The organism is Lonsdalea quercina subsp. quercina (genome assembly GCF_000688655.1).
In the GTDB taxonomy this organism is placed as follows: domain Bacteria; phylum Pseudomonadota; class Gammaproteobacteria; order Enterobacterales; family Enterobacteriaceae; genus Lonsdalea; species Lonsdalea quercina.
In genome coordinates this window covers 91,521-108,253 of the sequence record NZ_JIBO01000010.1, presented here as the reverse complement: position 1 = coordinate 108,253, position 16,733 = coordinate 91,521, and the positions used below count along the sequence as shown (strand labels likewise).

The window sequence follows — 16,733 nt, the reverse complement described above, 5'->3', positions numbered from 1 at the left end:
ATGAACAAAGAGGAAATCACGCCTTCAGTACCGAAGGCGAATATCGCCAGCGAACGAGGTAAGCCTTCGCCCGCCGTTCGGCTCCGTTAGCGATCGCCGCCGCTCAGTCGTCGCTGTAGCTGGTCACGTAGGTTCGGTGGCGTGCCCTTGATGGTCAGCGTGTCGGTCGCTGCATCCCAGAAAATACGTTCGCCTAAGAGCAACGCATCGAAATTGATGCTAAGACCGCCGCCGCTACCGGCGAACTTGGTCAGCTGACGTAGCGTACTACGATCGGCCGGGAAGCTGTCTGCCAGCTCATACCCCTGCTCTGTCGTGAAAGCTTCCAGCGTCTTGTCGCCCAGGGGCGGCAGTTCCTGAGACAGGGAGGACAGTGCGATCTCTTCCCCCGNCTGCAACTGTTCGTTGCAGTAGCTGTAGACCTGCTGACGATATTCCTGACGCTCATTCTTATCCAGCGCCGCTTCAGCACAATATTCATCGACCGCCTTCAGCAAACCACGGTTCTGCGCCTTGGTGTCCAGCCCTTCCGCCGCGCCGAGAAAATCCATGAAGAAGTCGGAGACTTTTCGTCCCACGCGGCCTTTGAGGAACGTCAGATAGCGCGTGGACTCAGGATTGGTGTCCCATTCGGTCAAATCGATGCGCGCCACGATGTCGGCGTGATTGATGTCCAGATAGTGGGTATTGCTGATATCCAGTTGTTCGTTGACGCGCAGGCTGCTGCAACTGTTCAGGACAGTCACCAGCAGGTACTCCACCGCCAGATAGCGATACTGGCAAAAAAGCACGACGCCGCCGTCGGCGAACGGGTACTTCGCCAGTTCGTCGCGCAAACGGCCGGTGGCCGCACGGGTAAATGCCAGGAAGTCCTCATCGCCTTTGCGACAGGCCCGCAGCGCATCCGCCAGCTCGCTTTGCTCGTTAAACAGACCGTAAGCTTTGTTTTTGGCGCTGTATACCCGGTGCAATTCGGCCATCATGTCGTTCACGGCGTCGTTGGGGGTCAGCAGCGAGTCGCGGAGCACTAAATCCAACGTTTGCTCATCGCGCTTGATTAACTGATGCAGGGCAATCTGGTCGATATCCAGACTCATGTTAGACTCTCCTTTTAGCAAGGTGCGTATTCAAGCACCTCAGCGTAGTTGCTGCAACCTTATCCGCCGTGGTCGCATCGTCCCGTCACTGACATTGCCTAAAGCAATAAAAGTGCGGAAAACGGTGCCTCTATACGGTAATATGTTCGACTTTAACCGTCTGAGAATCACCATTTTATGCCACAATCATCCCGTTATAGTGACGAACAAGTTGAACAACTGCTGTCAGATTTGGTCAATATTCTGGAAAAACATCGCGCACCAACCGATCTTGCTTTGATGGTGCTGGGAAATATGGTCACGAACCTGCTGAATACCAGCGTCGCCCCGGCCCAACGTCAGATTCTGGCGCGTTCCTTTGCCGAAGCGCTGCAGTCTTCGGTGAAAGCTGACAACACACATTGATGTCGATCTCTTTATGGTAACCAACCGCCCGCGCTACCGCGAAAAAGTCTCCCAGATGATTAGTTGGGGACACTGGTTTGCTCTTTTCAATATTCTCCTCAGTCTGGGACTGGGTAGCCGCTACCTGTTGGTTGCCGACTGGCCTGCCTCGCTGACCGGGCGTATCTACGCGCTGGTCAGTTGGCTCGGCCACTTCAGTTTTATCGGGTTCGCGATATACCTGCTGATCCTCTTTCCCCTCACGTTCTTCGTGATGTCGCAGCGACTGCTTCGGGTAATCTCCGCCACAGTGGCGACGGCGGGACTGACTCTGCTGATCGTAGACTCCGCCGTCTTTACGCGTTTCCACCTACACCTCAACCTGACGGTATGGGAGCTGGTGACCAATCCAGACCAGAGCGAAACCGCCCGAGACTGGCAGTTGTTATTCATCAGCGTCCCCATCATTTTTATGGTGGAAATGCTGTTCGGGACCTGGTGCTGGCAAAAGCTGCGCAGCCTCAATCGGCGCAGTTTCGGCAAACCGCTGGCCGGGGTATTCATCACGGCTTTTTGCGCATCCCACATGATGTACATCTGGGCGGATGCCAATTTCTATCGCCCGATTACCATGCAGCGCTCCAATCTGCCGCTTTCCTATCCCATGACGGCTCGCCGTTTTCTGGAAAAACATGGCCTGCTGGATGCGCAGGAGTATCAGCGTCGGCTGACGCAACAGGGTAATCCGGAGGCGTTATCCGTCGAGTATCCACTCAACGACATCACTTTCCAGGATGCGGGCAGCGGTTACAACCTGCTATTGGTGGTGGTCGACAGCTTGCCGGAAAACACGCCGCAGGCGATGCCGAATTTGGCGCGCTTCGCAGAAGAGAACGTCCGCTTCAGCCATCACCTCAGCGCGGGCAGCGAACCGAATGCCGGGCTGCTCAACCTGTTCTACGGCATTTCCAGCACCTACATGGACGGCATCCTCGCCAGCAGTAAGCCGTCCGCGCTCATTAGCGCGCTCGGACAGCAGGGCTATCAGTTCAGCCTGTTCTCGTCCACCGGATTCAACAGCCCGCTTTACCGACAAGCCTTGCTCTCCGACTTCTCGTTGCCGGTAGCTTCGGCGCAAAGTGCCGACGCCATCGCGACCCAATGGCTGAAGTGGCTGGACGGACACCCGTCAGGCGCCCATTGGTTCTCCTATGTCGAGCTGAATCATAACGTCAGCGCAAATCAATCCGCCTCTGAGCAGCAGCGTCGCTACTGTCAGGATAATGCGACGCTGGACCGCCAGATTGGGCGGATGCTCGATGGCTTACGCGACAAAAACCTGCTGGATAACACCGTCGTCGTCGTGACCGCCGCCCAGAGCACGCCCGCCAACCTGATGGACAACATGCCGAAACCGATGTCGCGTTCGCTTTATCAGGTACCACTGGTGATTCACTGGCCGGGCACGCCAGCGCAGACCATCAGTAAAATGACGGACCATAAGGACGTCATGACCACGCTGATGCAGCGTTTACTGCACGTACAGACGCCGGCGAGAGATTTCTCTCAGGGCGAAGACCTGTTCACGGCAGAAAGACGAAACGCCTGGCTGACCAACGGCAGCGACAATTTGCTGTCGATTACAACGCCGGAGCAGATCATTTTGTTGGGGACGCACGGCAGTTATCGGACGTTCGATCAGGAAGGTCGAGAGCTTACGTCGGATAAACCGCAGCTGGGNCTGCTGTTGCAAGTGCTGACGGACGAAAGGCGATTCATAGCCAACTAACTGCCTAAATCTAAAGCAGTCGTGACGTTCTACTATTGCAATCAGATCTGGAAACGGTAATATGTGCCTCCACAACGTCGGCACGTAGCGCAGCTTGGTAGCGCACCGTCATGGGGTGTCGGGGGTCGGAGGTTCGAATCCTCTCGTGCCGACCAAATACATATTCCGTTAGTACCAGTTATTAACGGAAACCCCACAGAAACCCGCATTCTCTCTGAGTTTGCGGGTTTTTTGTTGCCTGTTATCTACCGGGATACCCCGTTTACAGCCGAAAGGTTAGTTATACGCTTAGTTATACCGCCCCATATAACTATAAGAGCGCACAACTACCCCTCTGACAATACCGAGATCAAAGCGCCAAACCTGCCGAGAAGGAATACACGCTACAGGATGGGGATGGGTTATCTCTGCTGGTGAAACCGAGCGGTTCTAAAATCTGGCGATTTAATTATTACCCTCCCGATACGAAGAAACGTGCATCAATCAGTTTTGGTTCATTCCCTGCGGCTTCTTTGGCAGAAGCCCGACAACAGCGTGAAGCGGCAAAGGCAAACCATGCGCCATAGTCAAAGATATTTTGACAATACTAAACGTAGTTCACGCCAATTACTTTCATAGCCAGGAACGCCAGCATCTTTCAATGTCGCAATCAGTTCATCAAAATCGACACCTGTAATCCTTATCTGCTGATCGTTGTTTTTGGCAACCGCAACGACCTGCTTTTGTGAATCGTCAAAACTAACTTCAATACNCCAGCCGTTCTCCATGTTGTAGACAATGCACATCAACACCTCAGATTCAGATAACGTACGACCAAATGCTATATCCTTTTAATCAGTCACACTGTAACAGAAGGAACGACGCCCACGCTTCATGCAGTCAAAGGTAACAATTGGCTGATTCTGTCAGGGCTTAATAAACGATAAAAAATCGTGTTCACGGCTGCCATTTTTCAGAGTGACTTTTCATTTTAGTTATATGATAAAAACCAAACTCAAAATCAAGTCAATACAAACAAATAGTTAACCTACAAATTATACTTTTCTCGTGTAATCCCAGAAAAAAACCAACCAGTGACGGTTGGTTTTTTTCGCCTGAAATTTGCCGGCGAAAAAACTCATTGACGGTTTAGCCCTCAATGCTCAGCATTCGTCTTTATCTGCACGCCATCCCCCCAACAGCAATTGAAACAGTCTTGTCGCCAACGACGCGGTATCCTCCTCTGGATTTACATAAGTTAGTCCGAGTGGATTCCGGGTTATGATTGGCGTAGCAATACCTACTCAAGCGTATCGACATTGAGTGATTGCAGGTAGACCGTCGCTTACAAATGAAGTAATGATGGTTTCCTCTCCAATGGAGCGGGTCTTTCGGTGGTGAGATAGCGAAGAAAATTATCAACGGTGGGAATGTGAAATTTATTTATGTTATTACGTCTATAGCCCTATTCGAAACGCTCTTGTACCTGCACGGGCGCATGATTCCGGTGAACTGTCGTGGGCTGCCCCGTCCACGACAGCCATATCCCTTCGTAATTGAGACAGCTCGCGCATAGGCAGCCCTTTCTATTTGATTTGGACCCAGGCGCAAGCCTGACCTAAAAACTCCACTTGTGACCTTGCATTGAAGATATCTTCTTGCAACGATGCCAATAGCCTCGCAGGGTCCATGACCTCTCCATCTGCAAACACAATCCGCTCAGGTTGGTCGGATAAACTGCATAAGGTTTCAACAGCCCAAAGACAGAGATCTTCAGCATGCCCCCCCGCGACAGGGATCTCATAAGATACATTCGGTGTTGGCAGCCCGGCTTCGTCGAATGCCTGAACAAAACGTTGTCCTATATCGTACTGTGGACAGCCGTTTCTCAAACGGAGTAGAAGCTCTGTCATCGTTCGGTCCCAAAGCGCTACCGGTGGCTTAGATTGACATTGCCTACTACAGTCAATTTCATGGAATGCCAGGTACCCCCCTGGTTTGACCCATTTCACAGCTCTCCTGAGGAAAGAAATGACGTCATCCTGAAAAAGTAAAACCGTTCGCCCCACCACGATATCGAACTGTTTTTCAAATTCATATTTCTCAAACCNCCCCTGTACGAACGAGACATTCTTCAGGCCGGTGCTGCAAGCAAAGTTTAGCGCCGCCTCGCTCTGTTCTATACCAATGACAGCCCCCCCGTCGCCAACCAATTTGGCAGCCAATTGACTGACATACCCTGAACCACAACCAATATCTAAAATATCTTGTCCATCCCTTATTTCGGCGGCTTGCAACATACGTTTGGTAATAGGGTCAAGCATTCCGGCTTGAAAAGCGATCCTTTGCATTTCTCGTTCTGAATAACCCAGAACATAGCTTTTGCATGGCATAAATACCTCCTATTTTTTATTTAAAGGCTCAATGACCAGAGTGAATCAATAATTCATTGCTGATTAATTAACAGCGTTAGTCATTATCAACCTCAAACAAATGAAACGATACCCATCTCGATTTTTATTTTGTCAGATAAAATCGAGGATTATCTAATTGCACACTCCCTTGTCTTTACTATATATCATCGATTTTTTATGGCTAGTTGTTATGAATATTTCATAAAACTTGCGAGCACCGAAATTAATCTAAGTGTGAATTATTGCGTCATTACACAGGTGTGGAGATGACGTCCTGACAGCTAAGTATCACCTGCTGTGAGACAGGTACCCCGGCCCCATCATCGTACCAATCGTCTTAAACCACGCAAAGCGCTGGTAGTGTTTAGTTAAGAGTCATTATTCGTACAGTTGAAAATTGTCCCCCTCATAATTACAGACATGATTGGAACGAGCATCTATAAAAATGACGTTCTTGGTTAAAAGAGTCATTAAACTTCGAAAAGAAGAATCTCATCCAATACCAGCGCTATGACAAACCCTCATTCGAGTTTGTTATAGACCGCTGCAGTTAGCCAGCCTGAATGGCAATAAAGAGGTCGTGGTCTTTCTTTTAAAGAAAGGCGTTGATGTCAATGTCACCGACCGTGAGGAATATAGCCCTTTAGTCAGAGCGGAAGCGAATAACCATCACGATATAGTCGCGATCTTGGATAAACATGAGGGTAAGGCGCTAAAGCGATAGGCCTATAATTGGCTCAAAACATGATGCTTCAGTAAGGCTCGCTTTCGCGGGCTTATTCCATGCGCCGGTGGTCGATATTTCTGACAGGATGAGGGGAGTATCCAAAATATGACCAGCGGTGAGCTGTTGATAATGCGCCGACGGTAGATTATTCATGCATAAAGCCCACTAAGGTGAGCTTTATGTCCTTTTTCTCTTATTAACACACGGCTTATCAGGAGCGTTGCATGTGAGACTTATTTATCCGATTCAGTGGCAAGAATTTCGCATTCCGCTTCTCTCAGACGATGCAACGTTGCTAAATCTTGGTCGTCACAATAAGTCACAAGATCTCTTAATGCCAACTCAGCATAGTTATAACCTTCATCACGAATCAGCTGGCTTTGTTTTTTAGCTAATGAGGTTATTGGCGTATCCTCGCCCATTGCGTCTAAAGCCGCCAGGCCATCAGCCTGCTCTTTAATGGCCTGCCTCGTGTATATGTTTTCGTAAAGTGCAGGATGTTCAGAAAAGAAGTCTTTCATTGTTTTCGCCGAAACAGATGACGAAAAGATAACTATCGCGGCGAATACAACTTTCTTAATCATTACTCATTCCTTTTAACATTATTATTCGTTTTCCCAGGGATATCTGTACAGCACTATCATAGTTTAACCACAGCAATGCGCTGCCGCCAGCAGGACTTAACCGCCTGGTTCGAGGAACATTAATGTAATTCACGGTCAGCTCGGACGATTGCTTGGGCACAAGAGCGCATTGTTTATGAGTTTATGATGGAGATAGCTGCCCGGCACCTCTCCCCAGGCCGGATTGACAATGATGCTCGGGGCTTTTCAAAGCAAAACCGTCGGACGATTAAGGCGTTGGTTGCAGCTTTTCTTGTTATACTTCCAAGCATCCTCCTCTTCCCCCTCTTTGACTTGAGTCGCCCCACTAACCTGTTTAGCCTCACTGAGACTTCATTCCAGCCGTTATGGATAAACTTAGTGGCCCCGTCAGTTATCACCCGTGGCTGATGCCTTTGCCTATTAGAATTATATCATTGAGACTTGGGCCAAAGGCGTAGTCTGCGTAGTCATTGTGCTTTACACTGCGCGCTGCAAAAATAGCGTAGATTAACGATCAAATAGGCGGTAATGGCGATGAATGGAACAATCACAACCTGGTTCAAAGATAAAGGCTTTGGATTTATCCAAGATGAAAATGGGGACAACCGTTATTTTCATGTCATCAAAGTCGCCAACCCTGATCTCATCAAAAAAGATGCGGCAGTGACTTTCGAACCTACCACCAACAACAAGGGGTTGTCTGCCTACGCGGTGAAAGTCATACCAGAAAGCAAATATATCTATATCGCCGGCGAGCGAGTGAAGCTCGCGTCCATCAAGTCTTTCCTGGTTTACAGTGAAGAAGTCCCTGCCGATACCCGCATCGATAAAGAAAATACGGTGCTGTCTGTCGGTGCGCTGATGGGATGTATCAGGCCGAAATCAGAAGTTAAACCGGGTGAGATGCGTCCGTTGAGAAAACTCGCGATCACTACCTTCCAGGGTTCAACGTTAATCTTCACGGAAGATGAGATAGATATAGATGCCACGGTGAAATTGCTTAAGGTCTGAACCCTCTTGCCGAATCCCTCGGCATCCGTAGGCAGAATTTCGGTATGAATGACAGCCTGAGTGGCATCATCGTCGGCACGGTGACAAACTCAGCTATCCCATAGTTTATAGTCAGGGGAAGGCTTTTATCGTATTNGGCGACCCTTTCCTCTTCGAATATATGCTGAACAGAGGCGACTCATCTCAAGGTTCGCCCCCTGCGTCCCCTGAATCTGCGGTACTCTTCAGGACACCGTGCAAGGTTGGTATTCTGCATTTTCACCCCGTTAAGGCGTAATAATCGGAAAGAGGGTATTCGACACCGCCAGCCTTCATCGTTCCGGCCAAGCTCAAGCCAAGGGGGATGAAGTCCTGCAACCTGATACAGCCTCCGAAATTACAGGTATAATCACAATATTATTTAATGGATTTAGAAACGAAGATGACCAAACTGACCTTACAAGAACAGATGCTGAAAGCGGGATTAGTGACCAGCAAAAAAATGGCCAAAGTCCAAAGGACGGCTAAAAAGTCACGAGTTCAGGCGCGTGAGGCAAGAGCGGCAGTAGAAGAAAATAAAAAAGCGCAACTGGAGCGGGATAAACAGCTAAACGAACAGCAGAAACAGGCTGCATTATCCAAAGAGTATAAAGCTCAAGTGAAGCAGCTGATTGAAATGAACAGAATCAATATCTCAAGAGGCGATATTGGCTTCAATTTCACAGATGGTAATTTAATCAAAAAAATCGTGGTGGATAAGCTGACGCAAACTCAGTTGATCAGCGGTCGTCTTGCCATCGCTCGTTTAGTCAAAGATAACAATGGCGAGAGCGACTATGCCATTATCCCCGCCAGCGTGGCCGATAAAATTGCTCAGCGCGATGCGAACAGCATCGTGTTGAATAGCGCGCTCAGCCAGGAAGAGCAGGATGAAGAAGATCCTTACGCCGACTTCAAAGTACCTGATTACTTGATGTGGTAATTGATGTCGATGAATGAAAAGCTTCTATGCGCTTTTCATTCATCCATTGAGACAGCAACAAACGCCGTGTTCTTAGGGAATAAAGTCCTCATTGTTGACCCTATCCCGTATGGCCTACCCCATTTTTACGAATCGACAAGTGATTGAATCCCCCTCCTCCACCATCAATCTCACCGGCACATGTTGCAGTTAAAACGACGGACTTAACGACAAAGAAGGCCAGTATTTCACCTGACGCCAGCGCCTGTTCCTCAAGAATGAATGAGCGCAATGTGTACGCGTGACATCGCCAGCAAAATGCCGCAACGGCGCAGCCATTTCCAGAATAGGACTTTGGTCGGCACTGATAAGAAGGGAAAAGTGAGTTTGCTTTGATCGCAGCGCCAGTTTGGTGACCTAATCGTTATCGCGCATGACATAAAGCCAGCCCCCATATAAGGAGCGGCAAGTTAACAACCTTCAATCTTCAGCTTTTTGGCATCAATCCTTATACCTTCTCCGCCGAGGGCTATGAGCACGCAGGGTGATTTCGCTTTTGACCTAACGATATATGAAATTATGACTAAAATGGCATGTAGATCTGTCGAAAGAGTTCGAATGGAGCCTCTTCTTCGCCATCAACCCTCAGGAGGATGTATGTCCCGATTATTCGCCAATAAACACTGGAAGATGGTTCTTACACTAATATTGATTATTATCGTTCTGCTGTTGTTCCGCTGGGCAGCGATCGTTTGGGGATAATTGACGTCATTCGATTCGAGAAATGCTATATAATCAGCTCACCGACATAAGCATACAAAAAGCATAAAAAAAACGCCTCATGACAATGATGACATGAGGCGTTTTTTGTGAAATTAATCAATAACGCTGGGAATATTTTTATTAATATTTATGCGTTATTCATCATTTCAGATGATGCTGATTAACCGCTCCGGGCATTCCCTTCTTCGCTATCGTAACCAACATCAACATTAAAAAGATTATTCAGCAACAACGTTGACAGCTGAAGGACCTTTTGCACCGTTTTCAACGGAGAATTCAACTTTCTGGCCTTCGTTCAGAGTCTTGAAGCTATCACCCTGGATGGCAGAGAAGTGAACGAACACGTCTTTGCTACCATTGCTCGGAGTGATGAAACCAAAGCCTTTATCAGCGTTGAACCATTTTACTAAACCAGTCATTTTATCAGACATAAATACTTCCTTTATTTTCGAGGTCGCGTTAGAGCGACAAACATGGTCTGTTAGCAGAATTTATTTATAGGCGCTTAGGAGGAGACTCACGGAAAAGAGGTATCTATGTAGGATAACGCTTGAACTGAGAACTGCTTTACTAAAATGCTTTACATAAGGTCTGTATGCCAAACCGATGAATACATTAACGCATGTACCAAAAAGTTAAGCAAGGGTTATTTTCAATTGATTGTTCACAGCATGTATTTCATCACCGAAAAATAGTCTTTTTTTGGGGGGTGTCTACTTTACACAGTCAAACTGCTTTTCTTTTCTTAACAATCAAAAAACAGCTAGCCAACCTAAAGCAGGAATAGCGGACTGACTACCTCCCAGAAGAACGTCTTCTGATACGCTATACATGACATAGCGCGGTTTTGATGCGCATCATGATGAAGAACGAGAGGTAAACAATCATGTCATTGAGCGACTGGCTGTGGAGAAAAAAATTGATTCTTTTACTGATATTCGTCGTCTTAGCAGAAGTCATCATATATTTGATGACCTCTGAGTGGTTTCCCTGGGAGTGGTAAAAATCCCCCTCCCCTTGTTCGCTCTGTTGACGGGCTACAAAGCGTGATACCAGCTCCAGATCTTGATGAGTATTGCTGCGGAAATACACCAGCAGACCACGGCGGCCGCTAGCGCCTGCGCCAACTTCATCGAATCCGTGAAATAGTAGAGCGAAATGAGATAAATCAGGTAAGGGATAACAGACCAAATGCCAAACAAGATGGTCGAGCGCAGCGCATCTAACCCGCGTTCGCTGCCAACAATATAGTGAGCAATCAGGGCGAAGGTAGGGAAAAGCGGCACGAGTCCGGCGATATAATAATTACGTGTCTTTGCTAACAGTCCAATCAGCACAACAATCAGTGCGCCAAGTACAGCTTTTAGAAGGAGCCCCATTATTATTCTCTTTTTCTTTGTATTCTAGCACGTTACCTCGAATACAACTCAACGTGAAATAGGCAAAAACAATGGCATGACGCCTGAGTTCATCCCTTAATCAATCCGCATGCACTGGCCCAGTCTATCGTTCGCGATTCCACGGCATGCGCATGAGAGCACGCGCCAAACCGCAATAGCCACTGATCCCAGCAAACAGCAGTCCAGCCCCGAAGACCCCCGCCAGCCAATAAAATGCCGGATGCATCACCTGGCCCAAAATTACCCCCGCCAACACCGTGCCGCCCGCAACGATTTGAACTTGCCGCATGATATCGACCGACGGTCGCTCGCCTTTAACAATGGGTAAGCCAGCCCGCTTCCATGCCTGCAATCCGCCGGAAAGCAAATAGGTCTGAGCCGTTCCCGCCGCCTCGGCCAGCTGTGCGCGATGCTGATGAGATCGCATCCCCGAAAGGCACAAAAAAATCACGCTGTTCGCACCTGAGAGGACTTCTCGCAGCTTATCGGCATTCAATGATGCCATCGGGCAAGACACCGAATGAGGGATGTGTTCGCGCGCGTACTCGTCGATTAGACGGATATCCACCAACACCGCGCCCATCTTTAGCAATTGTTGCGCAATTTGCGGCGTCACAGATTGAGGCGAAGGCATGAGACTCTCCTTAAAGAAGTAGGCCGTAGTACCAGTATAGGCAACAGCCAGACGGCACGATACGTGTACAAAACGTAACCCCTCTCCACTCACGAGAAAAGAGATTGGTTGGGCAAAACAAGTCAAAATAAACGGAACGAAACGCCGATGAGGGGGTCAATTTCTGTAATGGGCGGACAAAAACCGGCATAAGCTATGATACTGAAGCATAAAAAAACCCGCTCCGAAGAGCGGGTTTTACAGATACATTTACCCTAAAAAGAGGTCAATGCTTCGATACGATTAGAAACGGTAGCCTACGCCAACGTTCCAGCTGCCAATATCCACACTGCGGATACGGCTTTGTTCGTAACCTACATCCAGCGCAATATTCTGCATTGGGTTGAACTGCAGACCGGCACCGTATACAACGCCAACATCATCGTTCTTGGCGTTGGCAGTACCGTTATCAGCGTTGTGGGTGTACTTACCGCTGCTCATACCGACAACACCATAGATGCTTGCCCAGTCATTGAAGCGGAAAGCAGGACCAGCGCTGAAGCCGTAATAAGTCCCTTTCTGATAGACGTTATTTACGGTTTGGCTATCTTGCAGGTAGGTGAATGAACCGATCACACCCAGCGGTGAGTTGTCGAATTCATAACGGTATTTCAGGTTGAAACCCGGGAGCTTGTTCATAACGCCTTGAGCATCGCCCTGGGCATAACCTGCAGATACAGTACTCTCGCCAGCCATCGCAGAACCGGCACTTACGGCTAAAACACAAGCCAAAGCTGAAAGACACGCAATTTTTTTCATATACAGCCTCGAATCACTCTTATGAAAGAATATTAAAGCGCTATAAATATAACAACAAATCCGCGTTGTTGCTGAGCCACAAATACTTTTCAATTAGGTTAAACATGTAACAAGGATTTTCTTAAACAAGGTAACCTCTTAAATTTCATTGAGTTAACAATGGAAACTTTGTCATGAAAACATAAAGTGCAAAGAATTAAAAATGCAGAAAATTCTGAATCATGTCTCTCACACAAAGTTAGTCTTTAGTACACAAACAATACGTAAATTAAAGTCAGCAATGGTAAATGATTAGCAAATAATTTATCCATTAATGATTTTGTTTTTCTTTTTGAATATTTATGCCCATTCTTTATACAGTTTCTTTCCGAAAGTGACTTTTCTGACAAAGAAAGATAGCCAATGAAAAGAATTATAAGAAAAATAAGGCTTAAAACTGGCAAGCTTTTAAATTTATGCTAGCGGGTGTCTAAACAAAGTTGACTCAAGTTTCGCATGCCAAAATATTTCCCTTACAGCTAAAAGTCATGCTATCAAAAATCAGCACGAGATTTTGCTATCATTAGCACGGCTCGAGTCCTTCGACAATCGGTCAAAAACCTGCTGTTACATTCCGTACGATTTTCTAAAAATTAATTCGTCAGGGCGATTTTATTCGAGATATCGGCCTAAATCGTTGTCGGATTGGAAGCTCAATTATCTACCGGTTAAAATGTCATCTCTAATTCAGGGGCATACATCCACCGCTAAGCATACTGTCGAAACGGAAGCGGTTACTTTTAAACGGACCGTCGGCTGACAAACCACGCCTTGGGAATGACGTGCCTTATATTCACCCTGAGTCCTTATTCTAACGTGAGTGGAGGAAGAACAAAGAAAATAGCTAATGAAAAACAGGCTGTTTAGCTAGACGCACTGCAAATGATAATGTGTGTAATTTGCGATAACATTATGATGTCATTAAACTTTAACGTTAGTGTCTATCTGTTCGATAGGCAAATTTATACAACTGCTTTCGGTGGAGCTGCTATAATTACCCTCGTTGAACATCAAATCTAATGATTATTGAATTAAGAGGGCAACACTTATGCGTACAGCTAAACTGGTAAAATCCACCTCTTCAGAACTACGTTACACGCTTAACGATCAGGATGATGAAATTAAAGTTTCCACCATCAAGCTGCTGAACCAATTGGTGGTTGATTTTACTGACCTATCTCTGATCACGAAACAGGCTCACTGGAACATGCGTGGCGCGAACTTCATCGGTGTTCACGAAATGCTGGACACCTTCCGCACCACTATCGTCGACCATCTGGATACCATCGCAGAACGTGTCGTACAGCTGGGCGGCGTCGCACTGGGCACCACTCAGGCGATTAACGCAAATACGTCGCTGAAAAGCTACCCGACCGATATTCATAACGTTCAGGACCACCTGAAAGCGCTGGCGGAACGTTACGGTATCGTCGCCAACGAAACCCGTAAAGGTATTGTTTCGACCGAAGACGACGATACGGCAGACATCCTGACCGCCGCTTCGCGTGACCTGGACAAATTCCTGTGGTTCATCGAATCCAACATCGAATAATCCTTAAGGATTAATGATGCTGTTGCAGACCGCCCCTATGGGCGGTCTGCTTGTTTCTGTCGCACCCTTTTCCCCGCCCCGCAGACTTTTCGCTTCCTGAAGAATTTCTCGTCAGGATGTACAAAAAAAAACCTCAAAGCCCGAATATTTAGCCTACAGGCGAATCAACAGTTGTCACTCCAAGTCAATTAAGTTAATCATATTGGTGCAGTGTGCACATAAAACGTCTGTGACAAAAACACAGGCGGTACCGCTCCAAAACTGCTGTACATGCTGTGTGGATCCCATTCGCAGCGACAGTATTACTCCTCAAAAGCAGTGAAATACAACTGTGTTTATAGGAAACAACCAATGAAGTCATTTCTCAAAGCTTCGGTAGCCGCACTTGTGCTCGCCTGTAGCTTCAGCAGTCATTCAGCTGATAAGCCGCTGATCGTAGCAACCGATACCGCGTTTGTGCCTTTTGAGTTCAAGCAAGGCGACAAATACGTTGGATTCGATATCGACTTGTGGGACGCCATCGCCAAACAGTTGAATGTGAACTATTCCCTGAAGCCAATGGATTTCAGCGGTATTATTCCGGCGCTGCAGACCCGCAATATCGACGTCGCGCTAGCCGGCATCACCATCACCGATGCGCGCAAACGGGCGATCGATTTCTCTGACGGCTACTACGACAGCGGTTTGCTGGTGATGGTGAAAGCCGATAATCAGGCAATCAAAGGCGAGCAGGATTTGACAGATAAAGTTGTCGCCGTGAAGAGCGGCACCGGCTCCGTAGACTACGCGAAGGCCAATATCAAAACCAAAAGCCTGCGTCAGTTCCCTAACATCGACAACGCCTATATGGAGTTGGCCACGAATCGCGCCGATGCGGTGCTGCATGACACGCCCAACATCCTCTACTTCATCAAAACCGCCGGCCACGGACAGTTCAAAGCCGTCGGCGNCTCCATCAAAGCCCAGCAGTACGGCATCGCCTTCCCGAAAAACAGTGAGTTACGCGAACGGGTGAACGGTGCGCTGAAAACCCTGCGTGAAAACGGCACCTATGCAGCCATCTATCAGAAATGGTTCGGTACTGAACCTAAATAATCGCCGTTAGTTTGTGGAGAAATTTCATGCAGTTTGATTGGAGTGCCATTTGGCCTTCCCTGCCCCTTCTGATGGAAGGGGCCAAAATGACCCTGTTAATTTCAGTGTTGGGTCTGCTGGGNGGCGTCATTATTGGCGTATTCGCGGGTTTCGTGCGCGTTTACGGCAACTGGATATCCAGCCGTATCGCGCTGGTGTTTATCGAAATCATTCGCGGCACGCCGATTGTCGTACAGGTGATGTTCATCTACTTCGCATTGCCGATGATCCTGACCTCGGTTCGCATCGACCCTTTCGCCGCCGCCGTCGTCACCATCATGATTAACTCAGGCGCGTATATCGCGGAGATTACCCGCGGTTCGGTCTTGTCGATCAATAAAGGCTTCTCTGAAGCTGGCATGGCGCTGGGGCTGTCTCGCCGCGACACCTTGCGCTATGTCGTTGCTCCGCTGGCGCTGCGCCGGATGCTGCCGCCGCTGGGCAACCAATGGATTATCAGCATCAAGGATACTTCGCTGTTTATCGTCATCGGTGTTGCTGAACTGACCCGTCAGGGGCAGGAGATCATCGCGGGGAACTTCCGCGCACTGGAAATCTGGAGTGCGGTCGCCGTGATTTATCTGGTTATTACGCTGGTGCTGAGCTTCCTTCTGCGCCGTCTGGAAAGAAGACTTAAAATTATATGATTGAATTTAAAAACGTTTCTAAACACTATGGGCAAACACAGGTTCTCCATGATATCGACCTGAAAATCAATCAGGGCGAAGTCGTGGTGATTATCGGCCCGTCCGGCTCTGGGAAGTCCACCCTGCTGCGCTGCATCAACAAACTCGAAGAGATTACCAGCGGAGAGCTGGTGGTCGACGGGCTGAAAGTGAACGACCCCAAAGTGGACGAACGCCTCATCCGTCAGGAAGCCGGCATGGTCTTCCAGCAGTTCTATCTATTCCCACAGATGACCGCGCTGGAAAACGTGGCTTTCGGTCCTATTCGCGTCCGGGGCGCCAGTAAGGAAGAGGCCGAGAAGCAGGCGATGGCGCTGCTGGAAAAAGTGGGGCTGTCCGAACGGGCGCATCACTACCCGTCCGAACTCTCGGGCGGTCAGCAGCAGCGCGTGGCGATTGCACGTGCGCTGGCGGTAAAACCGAAGATGATGCTGTTCGATGAGCCTACCTCGGCGCTTGACCCGGAGCTGCGTCACGAAGTACTGACCGTCATGAAAGATCTGGCGGAAGAAGGTATGACGATGGTCATCGTCACCCACGAAGTCGGTTTCGCCCAGAAAGTCGCATCGCGCCTGATCTTCATCGATAAAGGCCGCATCGCGGAAGACGGCGAACCGGACGCGTTAATCAGTCATCCCCCCAGCGAACGTCTGCGAGAGTTCCTGCAACACGTGGCATAATCGCCAAAAACAGAACGTATCCTCGCGGATACGTTCTGTTTTTATCTCACTTATCCCTACGTCTATGCGCCACAGGCGTCC

Annotated in this window: 18 protein-coding genes and 1 tRNA gene; 12 read left to right on the top strand and 7 right to left on the bottom strand. The window is 48.4% G+C overall.

All coding sequences use genetic code 11. The features are described from left to right. Window positions 1–86: 86 nt before the first annotated feature. Complete coding sequence (gene yejK, locus RZ35_RS11170; protein WP_026743379.1) at window positions 87–1,097, bottom strand: nucleoid-associated protein YejK; 1,011 nt, start codon at window positions 1,095–1,097, stop codon at window positions 87–89. A 177-nt stretch (window positions 1,098–1,274) separates the two neighbouring features. Between yejK and RZ35_RS11165 the strand changes: the two genes are divergently transcribed. The 4 genes from RZ35_RS11165 to RZ35_RS18095 all read left to right on the top strand — a co-directional run bounded on the left by RZ35_RS11165 (window position 1,275) and on the right by RZ35_RS18095 (window position 3,836). Then, a complete protein-coding gene (locus tag RZ35_RS11165) occupies window positions 1,275–1,502 on the top strand; it encodes a YejL family protein (RefSeq protein ID WP_026740527.1) in 228 nt (75 codons plus the stop codon). 13 nt (window positions 1,503–1,515) lie between these two features. Then, window positions 1,516–3,270, top strand: coding sequence for an LPS biosynthesis-modulating metalloenzyme YejM (yejM, locus tag RZ35_RS11160; protein WP_026743378.1), 1,755 nt, complete (start codon window positions 1,516–1,518; stop codon window positions 3,268–3,270). 78 nt (window positions 3,271–3,348) lie between these two features. Further along, a tRNA-Pro gene (locus tag RZ35_RS11155) sits at window positions 3,349–3,425 on the top strand. 258 nt (window positions 3,426–3,683) lie between these two features. After that, window positions 3,684–3,836: an integrase arm-type DNA-binding domain-containing protein gene (locus RZ35_RS18095; RefSeq protein ID WP_394296484.1), complete on the top strand. Its 153-nt coding sequence runs from the start codon at window positions 3,684–3,686 to the stop codon at window positions 3,834–3,836. Between the two features lie 999 nt (window positions 3,837–4,835). Here the strand turns inward: RZ35_RS18095 and RZ35_RS11145 are convergent. Beyond that, window positions 4,836–5,600 carry a class I SAM-dependent methyltransferase gene (locus RZ35_RS11145; protein ID WP_455709710.1) on the bottom strand — a complete coding sequence of 255 codons (765 nt, stop codon included), beginning with the start codon at window positions 5,598–5,600 and terminating at the stop codon, window positions 4,836–4,838. A 586-nt stretch (window positions 5,601–6,186) separates the two neighbouring features. Here RZ35_RS11145 and RZ35_RS18605 point away from each other — a divergent pair. Beyond that, window positions 6,187–6,387 carry an ankyrin repeat domain-containing protein gene (locus RZ35_RS18605; protein WP_081825722.1) on the top strand — a complete coding sequence of 67 codons (201 nt, stop codon included), beginning with the start codon at window positions 6,187–6,189 and terminating at the stop codon, window positions 6,385–6,387. Window positions 6,388–6,623: 236 nt separating this feature from the next. On the opposite strand, the gene RZ35_RS11140 is transcribed toward RZ35_RS18605, so the two are convergent. Next, a complete protein-coding gene (locus RZ35_RS11140) occupies window positions 6,624–6,974 on the bottom strand; it encodes a hypothetical protein (RefSeq protein ID WP_026743375.1) in 351 nt (116 codons plus the stop codon). A gap of 549 nt (window positions 6,975–7,523) precedes the next feature. Here RZ35_RS11140 and RZ35_RS11130 point away from each other — a divergent pair. The 3 genes from RZ35_RS11130 to yniD all read left to right on the top strand — a co-directional run bounded on the left by RZ35_RS11130 (window position 7,524) and on the right by yniD (window position 9,708). Then, window positions 7,524–8,006, top strand: coding sequence for a cold-shock protein (locus RZ35_RS11130; protein ID WP_026743373.1), 483 nt, complete (start codon window positions 7,524–7,526; stop codon window positions 8,004–8,006). A gap of 421 nt (window positions 8,007–8,427) precedes the next feature. Further along, window positions 8,428–8,967, top strand: coding sequence for a DUF2058 domain-containing protein (locus tag RZ35_RS11125; RefSeq protein ID WP_026743372.1), 540 nt, complete (start codon window positions 8,428–8,430; stop codon window positions 8,965–8,967). Window positions 8,968–9,477: 510 nt separating this feature from the next. Further along, entirely contained in the window at window positions 9,478–9,708 is a 231-nt protein-coding gene (gene yniD, locus RZ35_RS18600) for a small membrane protein YniD (protein WP_394296483.1), read from the top strand. Window positions 9,709–9,947: 239 nt separating this feature from the next. Here the strand turns inward: yniD and cspE are convergent, their stop codons facing one another. The 4 genes from cspE to ompX all read right to left on the bottom strand — a co-directional run bounded on the left by cspE (window position 9,948) and on the right by ompX (window position 12,561). After that, window positions 9,948–10,160 carry a transcription antiterminator/RNA stability regulator CspE gene (cspE, locus tag RZ35_RS11120; RefSeq protein ID WP_026740534.1) on the bottom strand — a complete coding sequence of 71 codons (213 nt, stop codon included), beginning with the start codon at window positions 10,158–10,160 and terminating at the stop codon, window positions 9,948–9,950. Between the two features lie 606 nt (window positions 10,161–10,766). After that, window positions 10,767–11,108, bottom strand: a complete 342-nt coding sequence (locus tag RZ35_RS11115) for a GlpM family protein (RefSeq protein WP_026743371.1) — start codon at window positions 11,106–11,108, stop codon at window positions 10,767–10,769. Between the two features lie 124 nt (window positions 11,109–11,232). Next, window positions 11,233–11,763, bottom strand: coding sequence for a rhodanese family protein (locus RZ35_RS11110; protein ID WP_026743370.1), 531 nt, complete (start codon window positions 11,761–11,763; stop codon window positions 11,233–11,235). 282 nt (window positions 11,764–12,045) lie between these two features. Then, the gene (gene ompX, locus RZ35_RS11105) at window positions 12,046–12,561 is read right to left on the bottom strand and encodes an outer membrane protein OmpX (protein WP_026743369.1); all 516 of its coding nucleotides are present in this window, start codon (window positions 12,559–12,561) and stop codon (window positions 12,046–12,048) included. Window positions 12,562–13,648: 1,087 nt separating this feature from the next. Between ompX and dps the strand changes: the two genes are divergently transcribed. The 4 genes from dps to glnQ all read left to right on the top strand — a co-directional run bounded on the left by dps (window position 13,649) and on the right by glnQ (window position 16,652). Continuing rightward, window positions 13,649–14,152, top strand: a complete 504-nt coding sequence (gene dps / locus RZ35_RS11100; RefSeq protein WP_026743368.1) for a DNA starvation/stationary phase protection protein Dps — start codon at window positions 13,649–13,651, stop codon at window positions 14,150–14,152. A gap of 351 nt (window positions 14,153–14,503) precedes the next feature. Beyond that, a complete protein-coding gene (glnH, locus tag RZ35_RS11095; RefSeq protein WP_026743367.1) occupies window positions 14,504–15,247 on the top strand; it encodes a glutamine ABC transporter substrate-binding protein GlnH in 744 nt (247 codons plus the stop codon). Window positions 15,248–15,273: 26 nt separating this feature from the next. Beyond that, entirely contained in the window at window positions 15,274–15,933 is a 660-nt protein-coding gene (glnP, locus tag RZ35_RS11090) for a glutamine ABC transporter permease GlnP (RefSeq protein ID WP_026740540.1), read from the top strand. Then, a complete protein-coding gene (glnQ, locus tag RZ35_RS11085; RefSeq protein WP_026740541.1) occupies window positions 15,930–16,652 on the top strand; it encodes a glutamine ABC transporter ATP-binding protein GlnQ in 723 nt (240 codons plus the stop codon). The genes glnP and glnQ overlap by 4 nt, the downstream gene beginning before the upstream one ends. Window positions 16,653–16,733: the final 81 nt, after the last annotated feature.

What these genes read in the sequence shown, in the direction of transcription:
- RZ35_RS11165 (WP_026740527.1), top strand. Translation starts at nt 1,275, where the DNA reads ATGCCACAATCATCCCGTTATAGTGACGAACAAGTTGAACAACTGCTG.
- RZ35_RS11140 (WP_026743375.1), bottom strand. Translation starts at nt 6,974, where the DNA reads ATGATTAAGAAAGTTGTATTCGCCGCGATAGTTATCTTTTCGTCATCT.
- RZ35_RS11130 (WP_026743373.1), top strand. Translation starts at nt 7,524, where the DNA reads ATGGCGATGAATGGAACAATCACAACCTGGTTCAAAGATAAAGGCTTT.
- RZ35_RS11125 (WP_026743372.1), top strand. Translation starts at nt 8,428, where the DNA reads ATGACCAAACTGACCTTACAAGAACAGATGCTGAAAGCGGGATTAGTG.
- yniD (WP_394296483.1), top strand. Translation starts at nt 9,478, where the DNA reads ATGAGCACGCAGGGTGATTTCGCTTTTGACCTAACGATATATGAAATT.
- cspE (WP_026740534.1), bottom strand. Translation starts at nt 10,160, where the DNA reads ATGTCTGATAAAATGACTGGTTTAGTAAAATGGTTCAACGCTGATAAA.
- RZ35_RS11115 (WP_026743371.1), bottom strand. Translation starts at nt 11,108, where the DNA reads ATGGGGCTCCTTCTAAAAGCTGTACTTGGCGCACTGATTGTTGTGCTG.
- RZ35_RS11110 (WP_026743370.1), bottom strand. Translation starts at nt 11,763, where the DNA reads ATGCCTTCGCCTCAATCTGTGACGCCGCAAATTGCGCAACAATTGCTA.
- ompX (WP_026743369.1), bottom strand. Translation starts at nt 12,561, where the DNA reads ATGAAAAAAATTGCGTGTCTTTCAGCTTTGGCTTGTGTTTTAGCCGTA.
- dps (WP_026743368.1), top strand. Translation starts at nt 13,649, where the DNA reads ATGCGTACAGCTAAACTGGTAAAATCCACCTCTTCAGAACTACGTTAC.
- glnQ (WP_026740541.1), top strand. Translation starts at nt 15,930, where the DNA reads ATGATTGAATTTAAAAACGTTTCTAAACACTATGGGCAAACACAGGTT.